General features: G+C 52.5%; 22 protein-coding genes and 1 tRNA gene. 20 read left to right on the top strand and 3 right to left on the bottom strand.

The genetic code is table 11. From position 1 onward, the window contains the following. The first annotated feature begins 126 nt into the window (after positions 1 to 126). The 10 genes from BN3659_RS02895 (at position 127) to BN3659_RS02935 (ending at position 6,685) form a co-directional block, all read left to right on the top strand. Positions 127 to 480 (top strand): hypothetical protein, encoded by a 354-nt coding sequence (locus tag BN3659_RS02895; protein ID WP_091534452.1) that lies wholly within the window; start codon positions 127 to 129, stop codon positions 478 to 480. Between the two features lie 410 nt (positions 481 to 890). Further along, entirely contained in the window at positions 891 to 1,253 is a 363-nt protein-coding gene (locus BN3659_RS02900) for a tellurite resistance protein TerB (protein ID WP_141682469.1), read from the top strand. Positions 1,254 to 1,278: 25 nt separating this feature from the next. Further along, positions 1,279 to 1,593: a hypothetical protein gene (locus BN3659_RS02905; RefSeq protein ID WP_141682470.1), complete on the top strand. Its 315-nt coding sequence runs from the start codon at positions 1,279 to 1,281 to the stop codon at positions 1,591 to 1,593. A 158-nt stretch (positions 1,594 to 1,751) separates the two neighbouring features. Further along, positions 1,752 to 2,153: a hypothetical protein gene (locus tag BN3659_RS02910; RefSeq protein ID WP_091534455.1), complete on the top strand. Its 402-nt coding sequence runs from the start codon at positions 1,752 to 1,754 to the stop codon at positions 2,151 to 2,153. Positions 2,154 to 2,233: 80 nt separating this feature from the next. Beyond that, positions 2,234 to 2,719 carry a hypothetical protein gene (locus tag BN3659_RS02915; protein WP_091534456.1) on the top strand — a complete coding sequence of 162 codons (486 nt, stop codon included), beginning with the start codon at positions 2,234 to 2,236 and terminating at the stop codon, positions 2,717 to 2,719. A gap of 77 nt (positions 2,720 to 2,796) precedes the next feature. Continuing rightward, positions 2,797 to 3,309 (top strand): tetratricopeptide repeat protein, encoded by a 513-nt coding sequence (locus tag BN3659_RS02920; protein WP_091534457.1) that lies wholly within the window; start codon positions 2,797 to 2,799, stop codon positions 3,307 to 3,309. A 157-nt stretch (positions 3,310 to 3,466) separates the two neighbouring features. Further along, positions 3,467 to 4,264: a hypothetical protein gene (locus BN3659_RS12760; protein WP_138266411.1), complete on the top strand. Its 798-nt coding sequence runs from the start codon at positions 3,467 to 3,469 to the stop codon at positions 4,262 to 4,264. 33 nt (positions 4,265 to 4,297) lie between these two features. After that, positions 4,298 to 5,308 (top strand): hypothetical protein, encoded by a 1,011-nt coding sequence (locus tag BN3659_RS12765; RefSeq protein ID WP_138266410.1) that lies wholly within the window; start codon positions 4,298 to 4,300, stop codon positions 5,306 to 5,308. A gap of 2 nt (positions 5,309 to 5,310) precedes the next feature. Further along, on the top strand, positions 5,311 to 6,018 hold the full coding sequence (locus BN3659_RS13265) for a hypothetical protein (RefSeq protein ID WP_191442068.1): 708 nt from the start codon (positions 5,311 to 5,313) through the stop codon (positions 6,016 to 6,018). Between the two features lie 592 nt (positions 6,019 to 6,610). Continuing rightward, positions 6,611 to 6,685: transfer RNA gene (locus tag BN3659_RS02935), tRNA-Val, on the top strand. A 390-nt stretch (positions 6,686 to 7,075) separates the two neighbouring features. Here BN3659_RS02935 and BN3659_RS02940 read toward each other — a convergent pair. Both BN3659_RS02940 and purB read right to left on the bottom strand, forming a co-directional pair. Beyond that, the gene (locus tag BN3659_RS02940; RefSeq protein ID WP_091534460.1) at positions 7,076 to 8,536 is read right to left on the bottom strand and encodes an amino acid permease; all 1,461 of its coding nucleotides are present in this window, start codon (positions 8,534 to 8,536) and stop codon (positions 7,076 to 7,078) included. A 1,649-nt stretch (positions 8,537 to 10,185) separates the two neighbouring features. Then, on the bottom strand, positions 10,186 to 11,532 hold the full coding sequence (purB, locus tag BN3659_RS02950; RefSeq protein ID WP_091534462.1) for an adenylosuccinate lyase: 1,347 nt from the start codon (positions 11,530 to 11,532) through the stop codon (positions 10,186 to 10,188). 112 nt (positions 11,533 to 11,644) lie between these two features. Here purB and BN3659_RS02955 point away from each other — a divergent pair, with 112 nt between their 5' ends. The 4 genes from BN3659_RS02955 to gap all read left to right on the top strand — a co-directional run bounded on the left by BN3659_RS02955 (position 11,645) and on the right by gap (position 14,695). Continuing rightward, on the top strand, positions 11,645 to 12,031 hold the full coding sequence (locus BN3659_RS02955) for a DUF4834 family protein (protein WP_317041644.1): 387 nt from the start codon (positions 11,645 to 11,647) through the stop codon (positions 12,029 to 12,031). Between the two features lie 19 nt (positions 12,032 to 12,050). Further along, positions 12,051 to 12,794: an MlaE family ABC transporter permease gene (locus tag BN3659_RS02960; protein ID WP_091534464.1), complete on the top strand. Its 744-nt coding sequence runs from the start codon at positions 12,051 to 12,053 to the stop codon at positions 12,792 to 12,794. Continuing rightward, positions 12,791 to 13,546, top strand: a complete 756-nt coding sequence (locus BN3659_RS02965; protein WP_091534466.1) for an ABC transporter ATP-binding protein — start codon at positions 12,791 to 12,793, stop codon at positions 13,544 to 13,546. The genes BN3659_RS02960 and BN3659_RS02965 overlap by 4 nt, the downstream gene beginning before the upstream one ends. A gap of 135 nt (positions 13,547 to 13,681) precedes the next feature. After that, positions 13,682 to 14,695 carry a type I glyceraldehyde-3-phosphate dehydrogenase gene (gene gap / locus BN3659_RS02970; protein ID WP_091534467.1) on the top strand — a complete coding sequence of 338 codons (1,014 nt, stop codon included), beginning with the start codon at positions 13,682 to 13,684 and terminating at the stop codon, positions 14,693 to 14,695. A 268-nt stretch (positions 14,696 to 14,963) separates the two neighbouring features. Here gap and BN3659_RS02975 read toward each other — a convergent pair whose 3' ends face one another. Beyond that, complete coding sequence (locus tag BN3659_RS02975) at positions 14,964 to 15,371, bottom strand: hypothetical protein (protein ID WP_091534468.1); 408 nt, start codon at positions 15,369 to 15,371, stop codon at positions 14,964 to 14,966. Positions 15,372 to 15,563: 192 nt separating this feature from the next. Here BN3659_RS02975 and BN3659_RS02980 point away from each other — a divergent pair, with 192 nt between their 5' ends. The 6 genes from BN3659_RS02980 to BN3659_RS03005 all read left to right on the top strand — a co-directional run bounded on the left by BN3659_RS02980 (position 15,564) and on the right by BN3659_RS03005 (position 19,931). Beyond that, positions 15,564 to 16,175 carry a YceD family protein gene (locus tag BN3659_RS02980; protein WP_091534469.1) on the top strand — a complete coding sequence of 204 codons (612 nt, stop codon included), beginning with the start codon at positions 15,564 to 15,566 and terminating at the stop codon, positions 16,173 to 16,175. Positions 16,176 to 16,201: 26 nt separating this feature from the next. Further along, positions 16,202 to 16,384, top strand: a complete 183-nt coding sequence (rpmF, locus tag BN3659_RS02985) for a 50S ribosomal protein L32 (protein ID WP_091534470.1) — start codon at positions 16,202 to 16,204, stop codon at positions 16,382 to 16,384. Positions 16,385 to 16,476: 92 nt separating this feature from the next. After that, positions 16,477 to 17,439 carry a phosphate acyltransferase PlsX gene (gene plsX, locus BN3659_RS02990; RefSeq protein WP_091534471.1) on the top strand — a complete coding sequence of 321 codons (963 nt, stop codon included), beginning with the start codon at positions 16,477 to 16,479 and terminating at the stop codon, positions 17,437 to 17,439. Beyond that, positions 17,440 to 18,447, top strand: coding sequence for a beta-ketoacyl-ACP synthase III (locus BN3659_RS02995; protein ID WP_091534472.1), 1,008 nt, complete (start codon positions 17,440 to 17,442; stop codon positions 18,445 to 18,447). Between the two features lie 337 nt (positions 18,448 to 18,784). Further along, positions 18,785 to 19,312: a ferritin gene (locus BN3659_RS03000; RefSeq protein WP_091534474.1), complete on the top strand. Its 528-nt coding sequence runs from the start codon at positions 18,785 to 18,787 to the stop codon at positions 19,310 to 19,312. 175 nt (positions 19,313 to 19,487) lie between these two features. Beyond that, a complete protein-coding gene (locus BN3659_RS03005) occupies positions 19,488 to 19,931 on the top strand; it encodes a PepSY-like domain-containing protein (protein ID WP_091534476.1) in 444 nt (147 codons plus the stop codon). Positions 19,932 to 20,239: the final 308 nt, after the last annotated feature.

Consider the following 20,239-nt stretch of genomic DNA (forward strand, 5'->3'; position numbering starts at 1 on the left):
ATTATTTACTTTTGCAGAAACAACAAAATAAAGGCAAGAAAACCATGTAGCACGAATAGATTATTACGCTTCAAAACGGGTCCCCCATCCTGTCCCGACTATATCATAAATCAAAACATTCAAAAAATGGGGACAGTCAAGAATGTAGAGTTGTCGATGCAATCCGTTCGGCGGCTATTGGAGCGTAATCATCTTGCCTACACGATTGAAAAGGATTCGATTCTTTTCAACCGACGATTCAACCGCAGGACAGGACAAAAATCCTATTATTACATCGGCTTTACAGAGGGCGAGAAGCAAATCGGTCGTCAAAGCATCGCGTTCGGATGTGTAGACTACAATGTTTACGACGAAGATTTTGCAATGGGCACATGCTTTCGCCAGACGATGTGTACCGACATGGCGTTTTTCGCATTCCATTTCCACGACCTCTTTCCCGATTTCTATCCGACCGACGAATACAACGATTGGAGCGAATGACACGAACGACAGACTTTGCAGACGGACTGACAACCGACTGCAAGGTCTGTTTTTATGTAATGACTAAATAAATAAGGCTATGCCAGCACCATAGAATCAAAAATAAGGGCAACAACCCCGAAAAGGAGTTAGGGCTATGCGTTTTTCCGAAAATGTTTCCTAAATTTGTGGAACATACGAACTACGGAAGCGTAAGTTTATTCTCGATGTTGAATCTGGTAAATTTAATTGCGATGAGAATAAGCAGACCTAATCTCCCGCCATATCCATACGGATACGAGCGTGGGGTTGTTGCTTATTTTATCGCAGGGCTTACCAGAGCCTAACATCATAAATAAGCGTACAACCCTGCGCTTTCTTTTTACTACTAACCGCTGTTTGAGGGTTGGAATGGCTAAAAACTTATGATTATGTTTTTTACAAGCAAGGAGAAATCCGCAATTGTCAAGATTTCTAACATGATGATTCAAGCCGACGGAAAAGTTGAGCCGAAAGAATTATTGTTCAGTGTGACTGTCATTCAGAAACTCAACATCGACAATGCAGATATTGCACGTTCTGAATTACTTTCAAACACAGAAGCATTGGATATTATTTCACGCATGACTGATAGTCAAAAACGATTGATCTGCGCATTCTTGGGATGCTTGATGGCAGTCGATGGCAACATTGATAAAACAGAACAAGCACTTTGGAGCTTAATAAGTACATTATGCAATCTTCCGACCATGACATTAAGAGAAGCTATTGAAGAAATGAAGGAACTGGCATAAGATAAATAAAAAATACAATATCACGATGAAACGGAGTAATGAATACTACAAAAAAGTAATGCACACCTGTTTATGCCAAACCGTCATGTTCAAAAAAGTGTCGGAGGATGAATTGCTTTCTATTCTGAAAGGCGTTGTCTCGATATTAGCAGATCGGGATAATTTGACACAAACCGATAAAGAAGCATGCTTAATGTACTTTTGGCAGGATTACAATAAAGGATTAAGTGTACCTATGTCAGATGAGTACATCCGACAAACTCTAATTCCTGCTGTTCTCAATCATCCCAATACGGATATGGCTTGGGCCATGACTGTTGTTTTTACAGCAGGAATGTAAATAGGCACAAAGGATTAAACAACATTAAAATAACTATACATAGTAAGATGAAAATTCTTGGAATCATTGCTCTTATCATTATTGGCCCTTATGTACTTGCCACAATCGGCGGAATAATTTGGGGCATTATAGAAGAATTTACCAAAAAAGAATAACTGATGAAAAAGATTCTATTTTTACTCGTTTTAATGTTTCTATATTCTTGCGCTTGGGCACAAAGTGCCGATTGGAAAACTTGTACCCTCAAAGCAAGTAAGGTCGTCACTTATCAAAACGGGAGCAAAACGAATGAAACAAAATCAAACATATCTATCACCATTGATAAGCCCAATTATACAATCCGTGTCGGCAATCAGATGTTCTATGTAGAGGGGAAAGAGGTTTTAAGTTCAAAAGAAATTTTATTTCAATGCCACACATCCCAAAGTTCGGAAAAATATGTCATAGCTTATAACGCTAAAACATTCTTTATTCTCGTCGGAAAACAGAAAGATGAAAGTGCGCCAATGTACAAATATTATTATTCGACCGACAAAAAGGATATAATTCTAACATATTGATAGCTATCTAATTTAGGACCGACTTATTCAAGGGGCCTTTATATAGACCCTTTGAAAAAGTTGGTCCGCCATTCCATTATATGAAAAAATACATACTACCCATACTCGCCTTGCTGATTGTAGGATGTAGCATATATCTTTGGGCCAATTCTATATCGAAAAGGGAGCGGTTAGAATTGCTCAATGGAGAATACGAATTAGTCGATTGGCAGATTCGCCCGAAATCTGCTATTCATGCGGATTCTCTTACGGTGCATGATGTTCCCCAGCGTGGCGAACGCTTAACCCTACAAACGAACGATAACGGAGATTTCCGCTTAACGGCTAAATCATCATTACCAGTCCTGCAACAGTTAGCTGATTTGGAATGGCAACTACTCTATGTTCGACGCACGTGGTTTGCATGGCGGCATCGTGTCATGGGGCTATATCATGTGGGCGAACATTCGGCAGATGTTTACTGGCATCGGGCACTTATCAATCAAAAGGATGTAGGCATTGCTTTACAACTACCTGACCCGACAAATGAAAAGATTAGCTGGTTTCTGATTTTACAGAAAAAATAATTTAGGACCGACTTTGTCAGAGGGTCTTAATATAGACCTTTTGAAAAAGTTGGTCCGATTTTCCACTCGATAATAATATGAAAAACTACCTAATACCCTTACTTGCTCTACTGATTATGTCGTGTGGAGATTCCCGACCAAAACCGACCTATGATGAAACGCTGAATGATGTCGTTCTGAATTTTAACATTGGAACAGTAGGCGGCGATAGTGTGCTGAAAAACTTTGTAAAGAAAGCGCAGGCAGATTCAGTCGCTCGGCAATATTCCAATCCTACAATGAAAGAGGAAATGATGTTCACTCTAATCTCTGATTATATAGATGCAGGACAAGTAGACAATGCACAGCACCTATACGATAATATGCTGAAATATGCAGAACAGGAATATGGAAAGGTCTGCCAAATGACAGCAATAACCTATAAGGAAAAAGCGCATTTATACGAACGTGTAGGAGATTTGGACAATGCTATTCAGATGATGCAAAAGTCCGCAGAGGTGTTTAAGAAATTGCCCAAGAATGACATCAATTATTATAAGGATGCAGAGGAGTTTATAAGGAGATGGGAAGAACAGAAGCAGATTAGGTGACATAATTTTTTACAGGCTATATAATAGCGATTTTTGCAAAATGCGTCATATAAGATGAAAACCTATTCACAACAAACCGTGACAAGGTTTATAACAGGGTCTATAAATATAGACTTTTCAGAAAAGTTTGTCACCGAGATAAAGTGGAATTATTAAGATGAAAACCTACTTACTCTCCATATTTGCCTTACTGATTGTAGGGTGTGGAATTCAACGCCAGCAACAGGCTATTTTTGCGGATAAATTGGATTCAGTCAAACGAGCATATATAACAGCATTGGATTCTATGCGATTGGAATATGCCAATACGACCGATTCATTGATTCACATTCGTTACACGAATCTGATAGACGGATATATAGTTAACGTCATGTGGCAACCTGAATATTGTCTTTATGGCAAAATAGTAGGTAAAGCTATAATTAATTTCAGAGGGCAAAAGCGGCATTTTTCAATGGTACATAGTCATTATTTCTTAAATAATGAAAACAGGGATGTTCCCGATAGCATAGCAATACAATCTTTTGATAAATCCCATATTTACGAAATCGAATATCCAGCACAGAGTAGGCGTGAAGATGTTCCATTTTTCTTTGAAGATAACGGAGCCACATTAGTACTCACTATGTGGGGTGCTGGGCGAAAGAATTGTAACACATATCGTTATCATAATGTAATTCATTCCCAAGACGATTTATACCAAGGCGTTTTTCAAGACCCACCCTATACGAAAATAGATGATTTTACCCGTTTTGATGAAGGTAAAATAATATTATTAACTGTTTTTCGTCAAAAAGAGGAAATATACGAAAAGAACGATTCCACAGAAAGCTATGAATTAACCTATATTAAAGAACGCCCAACCTTTTTTAGTGATTCTGTTTTTACTTATAAAGTCGAAAAACGATTAGTTAAGAAAGAATATTGTGAAAATAAATATTATTCTTTACAGTAGGTAAGGAAACATTCTACCGTTGCGTCATAGAAGATGAAAACCTACACACTCCTCATATTCACCCTGCTGATTGTAGGGTGCGGAAATCAATCGCAATCACGGTGCGATTCTGCGATAGTAGTCCCCATTGATTCATTTAGTAGGGAGATTGCTAATCGTTCCTTATGGCGGGAACTGTCACATGATGATAATGAATATTTCCCATACATAGATTCGGCCCGTTTGAATTGGTCGCAAGTGGTCAATCATTATCTCTCGACAAAACATTCTAATTCAAAACAGTTGATTTTGACATGGGGTAAGAATCAACGGTTCGATATAACTCAAACACCTCGATTAAACGATATTCACTACATTGATACGCTCTTGTCATTGTGTTACTATTGTACGACTGGGCAATTATCATCGGCATTTGAGCGAGAGTTGGAAAAATATTTATCATTACCTATAACATTCGACCAAACACTACCTTTACTTGAACACAATCCAAAGAATAGTGAAATAGATAGTTTGCTCAAAGAAGCAACAGACGGGATCAGAATCTTCCATACACCAGATAAAAAATACAGAATTTACTGTTGTGAAGATCGTTTTGGCTCCTCTGGCCGATTTTACAGCGTTTACCTGCAATACGTTAAAAATGGGGAAATCAAGTGGAATCAAATAGCTGATTGGGGTGGCCAAGGGAAATATTCCAATCAACAAATTGATAAAATATACACGTTCTTGCACAATGGACAAACATATTATGTGCTTATAAGTTACTGTTATAATATGGCATATTTTGAGATTGTTACAATCGAAAATGGAAACTTTATAACCCATTCAGAGTTTTACCCTAAACAATTCCAAAATAATATAAAGGACGGTTTCATAGAATTTTATGGCGGGTCAGATTCTTATTTTGACCTCGAATTTGATTCACAAACCTTAACTATCAATTATACTTTTTATTCTTACATGGGAGAGGTTGAAGAACATGGACAAAAATTCCCTCAATATAAAAAGACAGAGCAAAAAACTGTAAAGTTGGATATTGAATGATTATGAAACTCTACTTACTCCCCATATTTGCCTTACTGATTGTTGGGTGCGGAAATCGGGCGCAACCAAGTAGTGATGTAATATTGGATGATATTACACGGAATTTCAACGGCGAAACAGAAAATTTAGATTCGATTCGTGTTTTAGTCAGATGTAAAGAAAAAGCAAAACTCTTTTTTGATAAAGAAGAATATACACATCGAGCCTTAGATACGAGTTCCATTCATCAATGCTATGAAAATAAATATGCTGCGGCTTTTGTGGATTCTCTTGAAAAAATATTTCAACCATATAAAGAACGGTTGATAACATCAGTAGATGGATTTCCCTATATTGATCGCATTTGTCCCGAATTGGCATTAGAATTTGCTCAAGATACGTGTTGGTTGCATACATACTGGAACTATCCAAAATACATAGGATTCTATAACCGATATATGGATGCGGTTACTGCAAAATATCAATATGTAAGGTTGCGGAGAATGGCAGATAAATACTATCGTTATTTATTAATATGTGATGAGAGTGCTGATTGTTTAATGCTTCCTAAATTACACAAACAATGGGTAAAATCTTTAGAATTTGATATGCAATATTGTAGTCCTGAACAATTCGATCTCTTATATGAAATGATAGAACAGCGTATCGAGTTTTATTATAACGAATGCCAATATCGAATTCCATTAAACAAAAAGCTAAAAAAGTTGTAAGCTAATGAAACCCTACTTACTCCCCATATTCGCCTTGCTGATTGTTGGGTGAAGAAAAAGGACCGACTTTGACAAGGGGGCTTATAATAGACCCTTTGAAAAAGTTGGTCCGATTTTATCAAACGATGACAGAAACAGAAATAAAACAAATGTAGAAGAAAATCAATGCTGGGATTCTGCTGCCCGAAAGCGTCTGATTGAGAAAACCAAGACAGAGAACGGTAGTAACGGAACAGACACACGTATTAGAGGTAAAGAATATTACTCCACAAAAAATGGAGTTATATATACTATATATCTTAAAAGTTAAGGGCAGGCCAAAAAAAATGCGGTTTTCCTTTGACCTCAAAATTAGGACCGACTTTGCAGGATGGTCTATTTTAAGACCCCCTGCACAAGTTGGTCCGATTTTATTCAAATATAAGATTGTCAATTAATTCACTATTGTTTAACCAGCATTGGCTTTATGCAAATGTGTAAACCAGCGTGTAAACCGAACGAACTGCCAGCGAAAAAAGATTTCCCAAAATGAATGGAGGACTTGCAGGAATGATTTATTTATCATACATTTGCACTCGCAATTCAGCAAAAGGGGAGCTTAGCTCAGTTGGTTCAGAGCGTCTGCCTTACAAGCAGAGGGTCGGGGGTTCGAATCCCTCAGCTCCCACGACTGAAAATCAACGACTTGCAGCGATGTAAGTCGTTTTTTCGTATGATCCCTATTCGTTTTGCAGATTTCGGGTGTTTTCGTGCGGGGCGGCGGCACGATGTCGGTATTTCGGACCGGGACGGCCGGCTGCGTGTTCATCCGATAAGACGGATCCGCCGGAAGGTCCGGACTTGCCGGAACCGCCGGGAGCTGTCCGGAGCGAATATCGGGAACGCGGGCGGAGGAATGTGCGGTTGCTGCCTGTTCCGCCGGCGGAAAAGAGATTGTCCGGCGGGGATTTCAGCTCTGTGCGAGTTGCATCCGGAGCGGATTTCGAATAGCGGTACGAATGAAAAGAGGCTGTCGGCGACTTGTCGGACAGCCTCTTTTACATAGGCGGCAGTGCGCTCAGCGTTCCGTCTGCGGGTTCTTTTTGTTTTTCCGGTTCATCGCCCAACTGATGATGAGCGGGATGGAGAGGAATACCGCCGTGCCGATCACCACCAGCCATGTGTACATGGCGGGGCTTCCGACCGGAAGCTGCGAGGGCGGGAAAAACGTTACGACGAACGAGAAGAGGACCGCCAGAAAGCCGATGCCGGCCACGGCCCACATCCCCGCCTTGCCGCCCGGAACGCGGTAGCTGCGCGGCAGATCGGGCTGCGAGTAGCGCAGTTTGATGCCTGCGGCGTACATCATCATGTACATCACGAGGTAGAGGCCGACGGTGAGGGCGCTCAGCAGGAAGAAGGCGACGCTCACGTCGTTCATGAAGATGTAGAACGACGACAGCAGACTGACGATGCAGCCCTGAATCAGCAGGATGTTGATCTGTACGCCGTTCTTGTTGATCTTTTGCAGGAAGCAGGGCAGCTGTCCCTCTTTCGCGGTCCAGAGCAGGCCGCGGCTGGGGCCCGAAATCCACGACATCACGCCGGCCAGTGCGCCGAACGCCACCAGCAGGCTCATGACGTTGGTGAGCCAGCCCACATGGTAGTGGTCGAAGACGATCTGAAAGGTGGTGAAGAGCCCCGATTGCAGGTTGATCTGGTCATAGGGGGTGATGACCGCCACGGCCAGCGCTCCGAGCGTGAAGAGCGCGAAAGAGATGAAAGCCGCGAGGAACATGGCGCGCGGGAACTGTTTCTGCGGATTTTTCAGTTCGGGGGCGTGCACGGCGTGCACCTCGACGCCTGCGAAGAGCAGCAGAATGCCTGCGAGGAACGCGATGTCGCTCATGCCGGAGATGTGCGGGAAGAGCCGCGGATGGACGTGTTGCAGCGCATCGACGTGGACGACCTGACTGACTTCGGCCGGGATGCGTTCGAAGGAGACGGGGTTGCCGCCGAGGATCCAGACGAGCGCCATGACGACGATTACGATGCCGGGCAGCACCGTGCCGATCAGGAAGCCCTTGCTGGTGATTCCCGAGACAGCCGAGGTGCCGTGCAGCGTAACCCATGTGGCGAACCAGTACATGACGATCGAAAACAGTCCGACGAACAGACCGTTCTGCGCCAGATCGGGCATGCCGATCAGATAGGCGATGGAGGCGGCTGCGAAGCCGAGCACCGTGGGATACCAGACCACGTTCTGGATCCATTGCAGGAAGATGGCCGTGAAACCCATATGGGGGTTGAAGGCCTCCTTGACCCACGTGTAGACGCCGCCGCCGCGTTCGGGGAAGGCGCTGCCGAGCTCCGCACCGACGAGGGCTGCGGGAATGAGGAAAAGGAAGGTGGCGAAAAAGATGTAGAAGAACATGGTGAGTTCTTCCTGCGCCATCATGGGCAGTCCGCGAAGGCTGATGACGGCGGCCGCCGTCATCAGAGCGAGCTGTGAAGTGGTGATGTTCTTGTTCTTGACCATGTCGTCCGGTTTATGTCCGACGTAAACAGTTTTCGTGCCGTACCGGATTCGGATCATGCGCTCTAAGGTCGGAGATGCGATAAAAAACAGCAGGGAATCGTCGCGATTGCCTGCTGCCTCCGGAGGTAGCCCTCCTTAAACTACTAACCCAAACTTAAATAAATGAAGAAACCTCACTGAGTGGTTCTGCCACATCAGCTGCGAGAAAGGTTGCAAAGTGCGTGCCAAACCTGTTATGAGGGGGCACTCGGACCGAAAAGATCCTTGCAGCGCATCTTCGGGACCGTCGGAACTACTTTCGGAAAAAGAAGGCGGCAGAAACACCGGGCCAAGAAAGGTGACGCCTCTTCATTAGTAGAAATCCCGAATCATGTGTACTGCCGCCATGATTGTCCGATCATAACAACGACACCTTGCAACCTAAAGAGGGGTGGCGCTGTTTCGACTCATTGTGGAGGCTCTGGTTTGGCCCTGCAAATGTATAAAACAGCACACACCCCTACCGGGGCGCGACGCTGTATCATAACATTTGCATTAAAATTTACCAGATTTCCCACGAAAGTCTGATACAATCGCACAATATGAATATGTAGGTAGAATGCAATATTCTGTTGACAAAAATAAATAGAATTTAGCACACTTACAACTTTGGACCCGGAATATTTTATCACGGGGATCTCCACCGCATCGGCCCGTTCGGGCGCAGCGTGCGTACGCTTCCGCAGACGGGCCGGCTCCGGCAGAGGCCGGCCGCCGCGGATGACTTGGAAGCCGAAGCGCGGGCGACGGACGCAGTGTTCGGCGACGGTGTGCGTGCCGTCTCGGGGCGGGCGGCGGAGCCCGCGGACGGATCGTCTATGATGAGGCGGTTCTCGTGCGACGGGCCGCATCCTTTGCGCGATGCTCGGCTGCGGCCGGCCGCAGACAAGAAAAAACGGCAGGGAATCGTCGCGATTGCCTGCCGCCTCCGGAGGCTGGCGCCTCCGAAAAACTACTAACCCAAACTTAATAAATGAAGAAACCTCACTGTGTGGTTCTGACACATCAGTTGATCCGAACTGTCGCAAAGCCCGTGCCAAAAGGAGAAACCGCGACCGTCCGATTGCGGGTTTTGGCCGTACGGGCTATCATCGGGTCCGTGCGGAACGCTTCGCTGGGGGCGGTCGGTTGTCCTCCCCGTGCCGCGCCTGCTGCCGGGAGGCTTGTCGGCGCGGGCCGTGCTCCGGCGGTTGCGCGGCGCAGATGCCGGATGAGACGGGAGCGGGCCGGATGCCGCGGCCGGCGGACCGTTTGCGGAGAGCGGTGGCGGTGTGTCCGTAAATCGGCCGGTTCGTCTTCGCCGGACGGGCGCACCGGTTTGAGCCGTTCCGGCTTTGGGTGTCGGGACAACCGGCGATCGGGTCTTCGGCAGCTCGACCCCGACGGGGGGGGGATTCGATGCGAACGGGCGATCCCGCCCGTTCTGACGCGAAACACCCCGGCGCCTCGTCTCGGACGGGGAGCGGGGGCGTTCCGTGCGTTGAACGGCAGCTATGGTGCGGCGGACTTCCGCGACGGGGCGGCCGGCCGGATTTTCCGGAGAATGGAAGCGACACGGGACTTGTCGGCGCTTCGCGCACGGCGTCGCGCCCGTCCGCTCCGGAGGCTCGCTATCGGAATATGCCCGTGTAGGTGGCGGGGCTCAGTGCACGTAGTTCGGATTTCACGTTCTCGGAGACGGCCAGCGTCTCGATGAAGGCCGCGATCGACTCGGCCGTGATGTGTTCGTTGGTGCGCGTGAGTGCCTTGAGCGCTTCGTATGGCTTGGGATAGCCTTCGCGCCGCAGGATCGTTTGGATGCCTTCGGCTACCACGGCCCAGTTGTTTTCCAGATCGCGCTCCAGCGCCGCGGGGTTGAGGATCACCTTGCCCAGACCTTTGAGCAGCGACTTCAGCCCGATGAGCGTGTGGGCCATCGGCACGCCGATGTTGCGCAGCACGGTCGAGTCCGTCAGGTCGCGTTGCAGGCGCGAAAGGGGCAGTTTCGCCGAGAGGTGCGCGTAGACCGCTCCGGCGATGCCGAAGTTGCCCTCGGCATTCTCGAAGTCGATGGGGTTGACCTTGTGGGGCATGGCGCTCGATCCGACTTCGCCCGCCTTGATCCGCTGCTTGAAATATTCGGCGGAGATGTACATCCACATATCGCGGCAGAGGTCCGTGAGGATGGTGTCGATGCGTTTGAGGCAGTCGAACACGGCGGCCAGATTGTCGTAGTGCTCGATCTGCGTGGTGTAGCGCGATCGGCAGAGCCCGAGCGTTCCGCCCACGAAACGGTCGGCGAACGAGGCCCAGTCGTAGTCGGGGTAGGCCGCATGATGGGCGTTGAAGTTGCCCGTCGCGCCGCCGAACTTGGCCGGTATGGCGATGTCGTGGAGCTGGGCCAGCTGTTTCTCGATGCGTTCGACGTAGACCATGAACTCCTTGCCCAGCGAGGTGGGCGAGGCGGGCTGTCCGTGCGTGCGTGCGAGCATCGGCACCGCACGCCACTCGTCGGCCAGCGAGGCCAGTGCGTCGCGCACCTCCTCGACCGCGGGGTAGTAGACCGCCGCCAGCGCCTCCTTGAGCGAGAGGGGGATCGCCGTGTTGTTGATGTCCTGCGACGTGAGGCCGAAGTGCACGAACTCCTTGTAGCGTTCGAGGCCCAGCGCGTCCATCTTCTCCTTGATGATGTATTCGACGGCTTTCACGTCGTGGTTGGTAACCGCCTCGATCTCCTTCACGCGCGCGGCGTCGGCCGGCGAAAAGTCGCGGTAGAGGGCGCGCAGCGCTTCGAACTGCACGGGCTCGATGCCGTTCAGCTGAGGCAGCGGGATGCGGCACAGGGCGATGAAATACTCCACTTCGACGCGGATGCGGTAGCGGATGAGCGCCTGCTCGGAGAAATAATCGGCGAGTTTTTCCGTTTTACTGCGGTAACGGCCGTCGACGGGCGATATGGCGGTGAGTTCGTTCAACATATTAAGGGGTGATTTTGTGCTTTACGGCACCAAATTTACGACTTTTAATTGGAATACCCATATTTTTACTACCTTTGTAAGGCGAATATTTTTCCGAATTATGAACCTGTTCATGGCAATCATCGATGCGGTAACCGGTTTCATCCGGCGCAATCCGCTGACGTGCCTCGTGATTCTGATTCTCGCGGTGGCGGCGCCCGCCGTGCTGAAGGGCATTGCGGTCTTCATACTCTATTTCCTGCTCGGCCTGCTGCTGCTCGCAGCCCTTTTGGCGTTCATGTTCCGCTGGCGCATCTGCAAGGTGCGCAGACAGATGGAGGAGCAGTTCGGTCCGCAGGGCGGTTTCGGGGGCGATCCGTTCGCCGGCCGCCGTGCGCGGACGCCGCGCGAGGGCGAGGTGAAGGTCCGCAAGACGCAGGACATGCCCGAAAAGCGGATTTCGGAGGACGTGGGCGATTACGTCGAGTTCGAAGAGACGAAGGAGACCGGGGGCCGTTAGTTCATATGCCGAGAACGAGATGTTGAAACTGTTCGAGCAGATAGGGTGCTATTTCCTCCTGATGGGCAAGGTCTTCTCCCGTCCGGAGAAGGGAGCCATCTACCGCCGCCGCATCATCCGCGAGATGGAGGCGCTCGGCTTCGATTCGATCGGTCTGACGGCCATCATTTCGGTCTTCATCGGGGCCGTGATCACCCTGCAAATGTGCATCAACCTCGACTCGCCGTTCATCCCCCGCTCGCTGGTGGGCTACGCCACGCGCGAGACGATGATCCTCGAATTCTCGTCGACGGTCGTGGCGCTGATCCTCGCCGGCAAGGTCGGTTCGAACATCGCTTCCGAGATCGGCACCATGCGCATCACCGAGCAGATCGACGCGCTGGAGATCATGGGCGTCAATTCGGCCTCGTACCTCATTCTGCCGAAGATCGTCGCGGCCGTCTGCTTCTTCCCGTTCCTCACGATTCTATCGATCCTGATCGGCATTCTGGGCGGCTGGGCGATTTCGGCCCTGACCGGGATCATGATCCCGGCCGATTACGTCGAGGGGCTGCTCATGGACTTCAAGCCCTATTCGATCGTCTACTCGCTCATCAAGACCGCGGTTTTCGCCTACATCATCGCTTCGATTTCGGCCTATTTCGGCTACTACGCCAAGGGCAATTCGCTCGAAGTGGGGCGTGCTTCGACCCGGGCCGTGGTCGCCTGTTCGATCGTCATCATGATCTTCAACCTGATCCTCACGCAAATCCTGTTGATATGATACGCGCGGAACACATCGTCAAGTCGTTCGACGGCCGGGTCGTGCTCGACGACATTTCGGTCGAGTTCGAGACGGGCAAGACGAACCTCATCATCGGCCGGAGCGGTTCGGGCAAGACCGTGCTGCTCAAGTGCCTCGTGGGATTGCACGAGGTCGATTCGGGCCGCGTGTGGTACGACCGTACGGATTTCACGTCGCTCGGCTTCCACGAGCGGAAGGCGATCCGCAAGGACATCGGCATGATCTTTCAGGGCGGGGCGCTGCTGGACTCCTCGACCGTGGAGGAGAACGTGCGCCTGCCGCTCGACCTGTTCACGGACCAGAGCGCCGCGCAGAAGCGCGAGCGCGTGAACTTCTGTTTGCAGCGCGTGCGGCTCTCCGATGCCAACGGGCTCTACCCGGCCGAACTCTCGGGCGGCATGACCAAGCGCGTGGCCATCGCCCGCGCCATCGTGCTCAACCCCAAATACCTCTTTTGCGACGAACCCAACTCGGGCCTCGATCCCCGGACTTCGGTGGTGATCGACAACCTCATACACGAGATCACCGAGGAGTACAACATCACCACGATCATCAATACGCACGACATGAATTCGGTCATGGAGATTGGCCAGAAGATTGTATACATCCACGAGGGCCGCAAGTGGTGGGAAGGCACCAAAGAGGATATTCTCCATGCGGACAACCGCGAACTCAACGACTTCGTGTTCGCATCGGCCATGGCCAAAAGAGCGAAATCGGCGGCCGAATGACGTCTGAACCGTATGCGGAACCTAATAATTAAAAAAATTTATTTTTTATTTGCATTATAGGCGCGAAGTGTATAATTTTGTAATTGAAAAATTCAGCCGAGGGTTTTAAGTTTTTAACTCATAAATAATTCGATTATGTCAAAGATTAAGATTGGTATCAACGGCTTCGGCCGTATCGGCCGCTTGGTGTTCCGTGCAGCCTGCAACAATGCTGATTCGGTGGAGGTCGTGGGAATCAACGACCTCGTACCGGTGGATTACATGGCCTACATGCTCAAATACGACTCGGTGCACGGCCATTTCGACGGCACGGTGGAGGTGAAGGACGACAAGCTCGTCGTGAACGGCCGTGCGATCCGCGTAACGGCCGAGAAGGATCCTGCGCAGCTCCGCTGGAACGAGGTCGGCGCCGAGTACGTGGTCGAGTCGACGGGTCTCTTCCTCACGAAGGAGAAGGCCGAGGCGCATATCGCCGCCGGTGCCAAGTATGTCGTGATGTCGGCTCCGTCGAAGGACGATACGCCGATGTTCGTCTGCGGCGTGAACACCGACACCTATGCCGGCCAGCAGATCGTCTCGAACGCGTCGTGCACGACCAACTGCCTCGCTCCGCTGGCGAAGGTCATCAACGACAACTTCGGTCTGGTCGAGGGTCTGATGACGACCGTGCACGCCACGACGGCTACGCAGAAGACCGTGGACGGCCCTTCGATGAAGGACTGGCGCGGCGGCCGTGCCGCAGGCGGCAACATCATCCCCTCGTCGACGGGTGCCGCCAAGGCCGTGGGCAAGGTCATCCCCGCGCTGAACGGCAAACTGACGGGCATGTCGTTCCGCGTGCCGACGCTCGACGTATCGGTCGTGGACCTCACGTGCCGTCTGGAGAAGGGCGCTACGTACGATGAGATCAAGGCCGTGGTGAAGAAGGCTTCGGAGAACGAGCTGAAAGGCATTCTGGGCTACACGGAGGACGATGTCGTGTCGAGCGACTTCATCAGCGACCCCCGCACGTCGATCTTCGATGCGAAGGCCGGTATCGCGCTGAACGCCAACTTCGTGAAGCTCGTTTCGTGGTACGACAACGAGTGGGGCTACTCGAACAAGGTGGTCATGCTGATTCAGAAGATGGCCGCTTACAATAACAAATAGGCGTCGCTGCTTCGGCGACGGAAAGCGGGGTGTCCGGTGTCCGGATGCCCCGCTCGTTTCGTCCGGTACGAACCGGATGGGGCCGTAGGGCTGCGAAGGTCGCTCTGCGCTCGCGCAGGGAGGCTGTTGTCCGGCGGCGGCGAGGCGCCGAAGATCGGATCGGGGCGCGGATGGGATTTTCGGCCCTCGCCGTTTCGGACGGGGGCCGTGCTTTGCCGCAAAACCGGAGGGCGCTCGGCTGTCGCTGCGGTGAAGTGCGGGCGGAACGCTATTTTATATTCGGGATCCGCAGTTCGATGCTCGTGCCCGACCACTGGTTGATCGCGTAGCGGGTGCGGGTCTCGCTCCCGTCGGGAAGCTCGATGCGGAGCTGCAAGGGAAAGGGTTTCGTTTCGGAGATGTCGCGCCCGGCGGGCAGCGTATGCGGAATGACGTACAGACAGAGCACGATGTGGTCGCAGGGCGGCGTTTCGAGCACGGTCGTACGCGGCGAGGCGTATGCTTCGGGCGGGGCCGGAAGATTCGCCCCGACGGGAGCCACGGTGCTTTCGGCGGATGCGAATCCCGTTCTGCGGTCTTCGCCGTCGAAACAACCGCACATGAGCGCCACGTTGTAGCGCCAGTATTCCGGGTAGGTGCTGGCGACGGCGATTTTGAATCCTTTTGCGATTTCCATACGGAACAAAGGTAGGCAATTTCCATGACAAGACCGCCTCCGAAGGCGGAAATATCGTCGGTTTTTTCGGCCTGCTTCGTCCGCGGAGGCGGAAGCGGCCGTCCGGTGCGGATGCGGCGTGCGGTCCGAAATATCGGCGAAATCTTTGCACTTGTCCGAATTTTTAGTAATTTTGCGCATTAAATGCGTTGAATGAACGTGGCTGAAAGGTATACGATCGCTTACAAAGGGCTGAAAAACGGGCTGCACGAATTCGACTTCGAAGTCGGCGCAGCGCTGTTCGAAGCTTATGAAAGTACGGAGATCAAGGGCGGCGCATGCGAGGTGCATGTGTCGTTGAACCGTGCGGAACGTATGCTCGAACTGCATACGACGATCGACGGTGCGGTAACGGTGTCCTGCGACCGCTGTATGGAGGATTGCGACGTTCCGGTGCATTTCGCCGGCGATCTGACGGTGAAGTTCTCGGACGAGACCGACGAGTACGACGGCGAGGTGATGTGGATCTCCCCCTCTGCGGGCGAGTTGGATCTTACGCAGTATATCTACGAGAGCATCGTGCTCTCGCTACCCTATCAGCGCGTCCACCCCGAGGGAGGGTGCGATCCGGAGATGCTCGCTCGTTTCCATATCGTTTCGGGCGCCGAATTCGCGGCGATCGAGGCGCGTGCCGACGGGAACCCGGCCGGCCGCAGCGTGCCCGAGTCGGAGTGGGGCAAGCTGGAGGCCCTGCGCGAACAGCTGACGCGCGAGGTCGGGGAGGCCGTGCGCACGGACGGGAGCAATCATGATGGGAGAAAATAGTTGAACTTATAAATAATAGAGAGAAAATGGCACATCCTAAACACAAAGTCTCGTCGACGCGACGCGATAAGAGAAGAACCCATTACAAGGCTGTGGTACCGACGGTGGTTACCTGCTCCAACTGCGGCGCTGCGGTGCTCTACCACCGCGTATGCCCCGAGTGCGGCTTCTACCGCGGCAAACTCGCCATCGAGAAAAAGACCGAATAGCCTCGGCGGCACGTCTGTGCCGCCTCGGGAGAGGTGCTGTCCGCGGGCGGTGCGTCTCCTCCGAATGATTTATAAACCGAATCTCACGATTTATGTTAAAGATTGGTGTTGATGCCATGGGCGGCGATTTCGCTCCCGAGGCTGCGGTGAAAGGGGCCGTGTCGGCGCTCGAAGCCGTGAGTGCGGAGAGCCGGATCGTTCTGTTCGGCGACCGGACCCGCATCGAGGCCGTGCTTGCGGCCGAGGGGTGTCCGGCCGACAAGTTCGAAATCGTGCATACCACGGAGGTGATCGAAATGGGCGACCATCCGGCCAAGGCTTTTCAGGCCAAGGCCGATTCGAGCATCGCGGTCGGTTTCGGCTATCTGGCCGGGGGAGCCGTCGCGGGCTTCGCGAGCGCCGGTTCGACCGGAGCGATGATGGTCGGTTCGATGTATGCGGTCAAACCGATCGCGGGCGTGATCCGTCCGACGATCTCTTCGGTCGTACCGACGGTGGCGGGGCGTCCCGCGCTGCTGCTCGACGTGGGGCTGAACGTGGATTGCAAGCCCGAGGTGCTCGAACAGTACGGACTCATCGGCTCGATCTACGCCGAGGCCGTGCTCGGCATCGCCTCTCCGCGCGTCGCGCTGCTCAATATCGGCGAGGAAGAGGCGAAGGGGAACACCCAGACCAAAGCCGCGCACGAGCTGATGAAGGCTTCCGGGAAGTATAATTTCGTGGGGAATGTCGAGGCTTCCTACCTTTTCACGGGAAAGGCCGCCGATGTGTTCGTCTGCGACGGTTTCGTCGGCAATACGGTGCTCAAGATGGCCGAGGGCCTCTACCGCATCAATCAGTCGTTGGGCTGCAACGGCAATCCGTTCTGGTCGGCGATGAATTACGAAAACGTGGGCGGCACGCCCGTGCTGGGTGTCAATGCGCCCGTGGTCATCGGCCACGGCTGCTCGTCGCCGCTGGCGATCAAGAACATGATTCTCACTACCGAGAGGTGTGCTCAGGCCGACCTCGCGGGCAGGTTGCGCAGAGCGTTCGAAAACGAAAAATTAGATTAGATGGGAAAAAAGATAACTGCTGCGATCACCGGAGTGGGCGAGTACCTTCCGGATCACCTTCTCACCAATGAAGAACTCAGCCGCATGGTCGACACTTCGGACGAGTGGATCATGTCGCATGTCGGAATCAAGACCCGCCACATCCTCAAAGGCGACGGAATCGGCACCTCCTATATGGGAGCCCGTGCGATTATCAATCTGCTGGATAAGACCGGCATCGACCCGATGGAGGTCGATCTGGTGATCTGCGCCACGGTAACGCCCGACATGTTCTTCCCTTCGACGGGCAACCTGATCGCCGATCAGGCGGGTTGCAAGAATGCTTTTGCTTACGACGTCTCCGCGGCATGCAGCGGCTTTCTCTTCGCGCTTACGACCGGTGCCAAGTTCATCGAGACGGGCACCTGCCGGAAGGTGGTCGTCGTGGGCGCCGACAAGATGTCGTCCATCGTCGACTATACGGACCGGACCACCTGCCCGATCTTCGGCGACGGAGCGGCGGCCGTGATGCTCGAACCCAACACCGAGGGATACGGCGTGATCGACTCGATCCTCCACTCGGACGGCTCGGGCGAGTTGCAGCTCTACATGAAGGCGGGCGGCTCGCGTTATCCGGCCTCGAAAGAGACGGTGCAGAACAACTGGCATACGATCACGTGGGACGGTCCGGCGATCTTCAAGGCGGCGGTTTCGAAGATGGCCGACGTGTCGTGCGAAATGATGGAACGCCACAACCTCAAATCCGAGGATATACGCTATCTGGTACCCCATCAGGCCAACCTGCGGATCATCGACGCTACGGCCCGCCGCATGGGGCTGTCCCGCGAGCGGTGCATGGTCAACATCACCACCAACGGCAATACGACCGCGGCGACCATCCCCACCTGTCTGTACGACTACGAGAAGGAGCTTCGCCCGGGCGACAATCTGATTCTCTCGGCCTTCGGCGGAGGCTATACGTGGGGAGCGATCTATGTGAAGTGGGCCTACGACGGTTCGAAAGCCTGAGGCTTTTCCGGAGCATAAGAGCGTAGGGGCGTAAGGGACGAGAGTTCGTTGCGAACGGGGTGTTCGTTTCGGGCGAAGTGCCTGCTCCGGACCGGGAGACGGACCGTGCGGCGGGCGGATGGAGCCGCCGCCTCGGCGAAATGGCGAAGCGAACGAGCGGACGGATTGATTTCCCGTCCGCTCGTTCGTTTCAGCGGCCGAAGCCGTAAGACGGAATTATAAGCGGAGCCGATGTTTTTATCGGATAATCCGATCGTGCGGATGGTGCAGGAAACGGATAATCTTGTATCTTTGTAGCAGGAAATGAATATTAACGCAACGTTAAAACTTTCAGATTATGTTATCGAAGCAATTGCAGGACGCGCTCAATGCGCAGGTCAACGCCGAGTTCTGGTCGGCTTATCTCTATCTCTCGATGTCGGTCGACTTCTCGGCCAAGGGGTACAAAGGCATCGCCAACTGGTTCGCCGTGCAGTTCCGCGAGGAGCAGGACCATGCCCAAATCCTGATAAACTACATCCTCTCGCGCGGCGGCGAGGTGAAGCTCGCGCCCATCGCCGAGGTCGAGACTTCGTGGGCTTCGCCGCTGGCGGCCTTCGAGGATACGCTCAAGCACGAGCGCGTGGTTACCTCCATGATCAATAACCTGTGCCGCATCGCAGCCGAGGAGCAGGACTACGCCACGTCGAACATGCTCGTGTGGTTCGTCGACGAGCAGGTCGAGGAGGAGGAGAGCGCGCAGGATATGATCGACGCCATGAAAGCCGTGGAGGGCAACAAATTCGGCACCTACATGCTCGACAAGGAGCTTTCGGCGCGGGTCTATACGCAGGCTGCGCCGCTGGCTGCCAAGAACGCCGAATGACGTCTGCTGCCTGTCGGAAACTATCCGTCTCGTCGGAGGTGATGCGGATATTTCCCGCCGGGATGACGAAACGGAAGCGGTTTTATATCGGTTTTTCATGCGATAGGCCGATTTAGGTGCCGATTTTGCAGGAAACCCGTTATACGATTCAATCAACATTAAAACGACGTAAGAGATGAAAAAGATTGCAATGATGTTGTTGGGAACCGCTGCGATGATGGTTTCGCTGGCTGCCTATGCGGATGACGATCGTCCGGTGAAGTTCTCGGAGCTGCCCGCTGCGGCGCAGACATTCGTAAACAGCCATTTCGAAGGCGTGGAGGTGCTGCTGGCGAAGAAAGATCCGAGCTTGCTGGGCGCCACCTATGAAGTTATGCTCGCCGACGGCACCGAGGTCGAATTCGACAGAGAGGGTGCATGGGTCGAGGTGGAGCGCAGGGGGTATCCGGTTCCCGCGGATATCGTGCCTGCCGAGATCGTCGATTATGTGAACAAGTATCAGCATGGAGCGATGATTCTCGGAATCGAACGCGACCGTCAGAGCTACGAGGTCAAACTCGGCAACGGATTCGAGGTGAAGTTCGACAAACAGTTCCGAGTGATCGATATCGACGACTGACACCCGACCCGATTCGAAAACGAAGCCCTGTGTCCCGTGCGGATGCGGGGCTTTTCGTGTGCCGAAGCCGCGCAGATGCAGACCGGCGGATCGTCTGCGGGTGCGGCCGTCTGCACGCAGGTCTATGCTGCCGCGGGACCGTCCCCGGAGGCAGGATGTGCCGTCGGGGAGGTATGGGAGCCCCGGCTGCAAAGAGGCCCGGCCGCCTTCCGAGAGAGGGTGTGCGGAGGTGCCGGAGCGAACCGGACGGCAGTCTCCGGTTTGCCCGAGACCGGGGTGCCTGTCGCGTAGACTTTGAGGACTTGGTG

The sequence above is a fragment of the Alistipes sp. CHKCI003 genome, assembly GCF_900021155.1.
Taxonomy (GTDB): domain Bacteria; phylum Bacteroidota; class Bacteroidia; order Bacteroidales; family Rikenellaceae; genus Alistipes; species Alistipes excrementavium.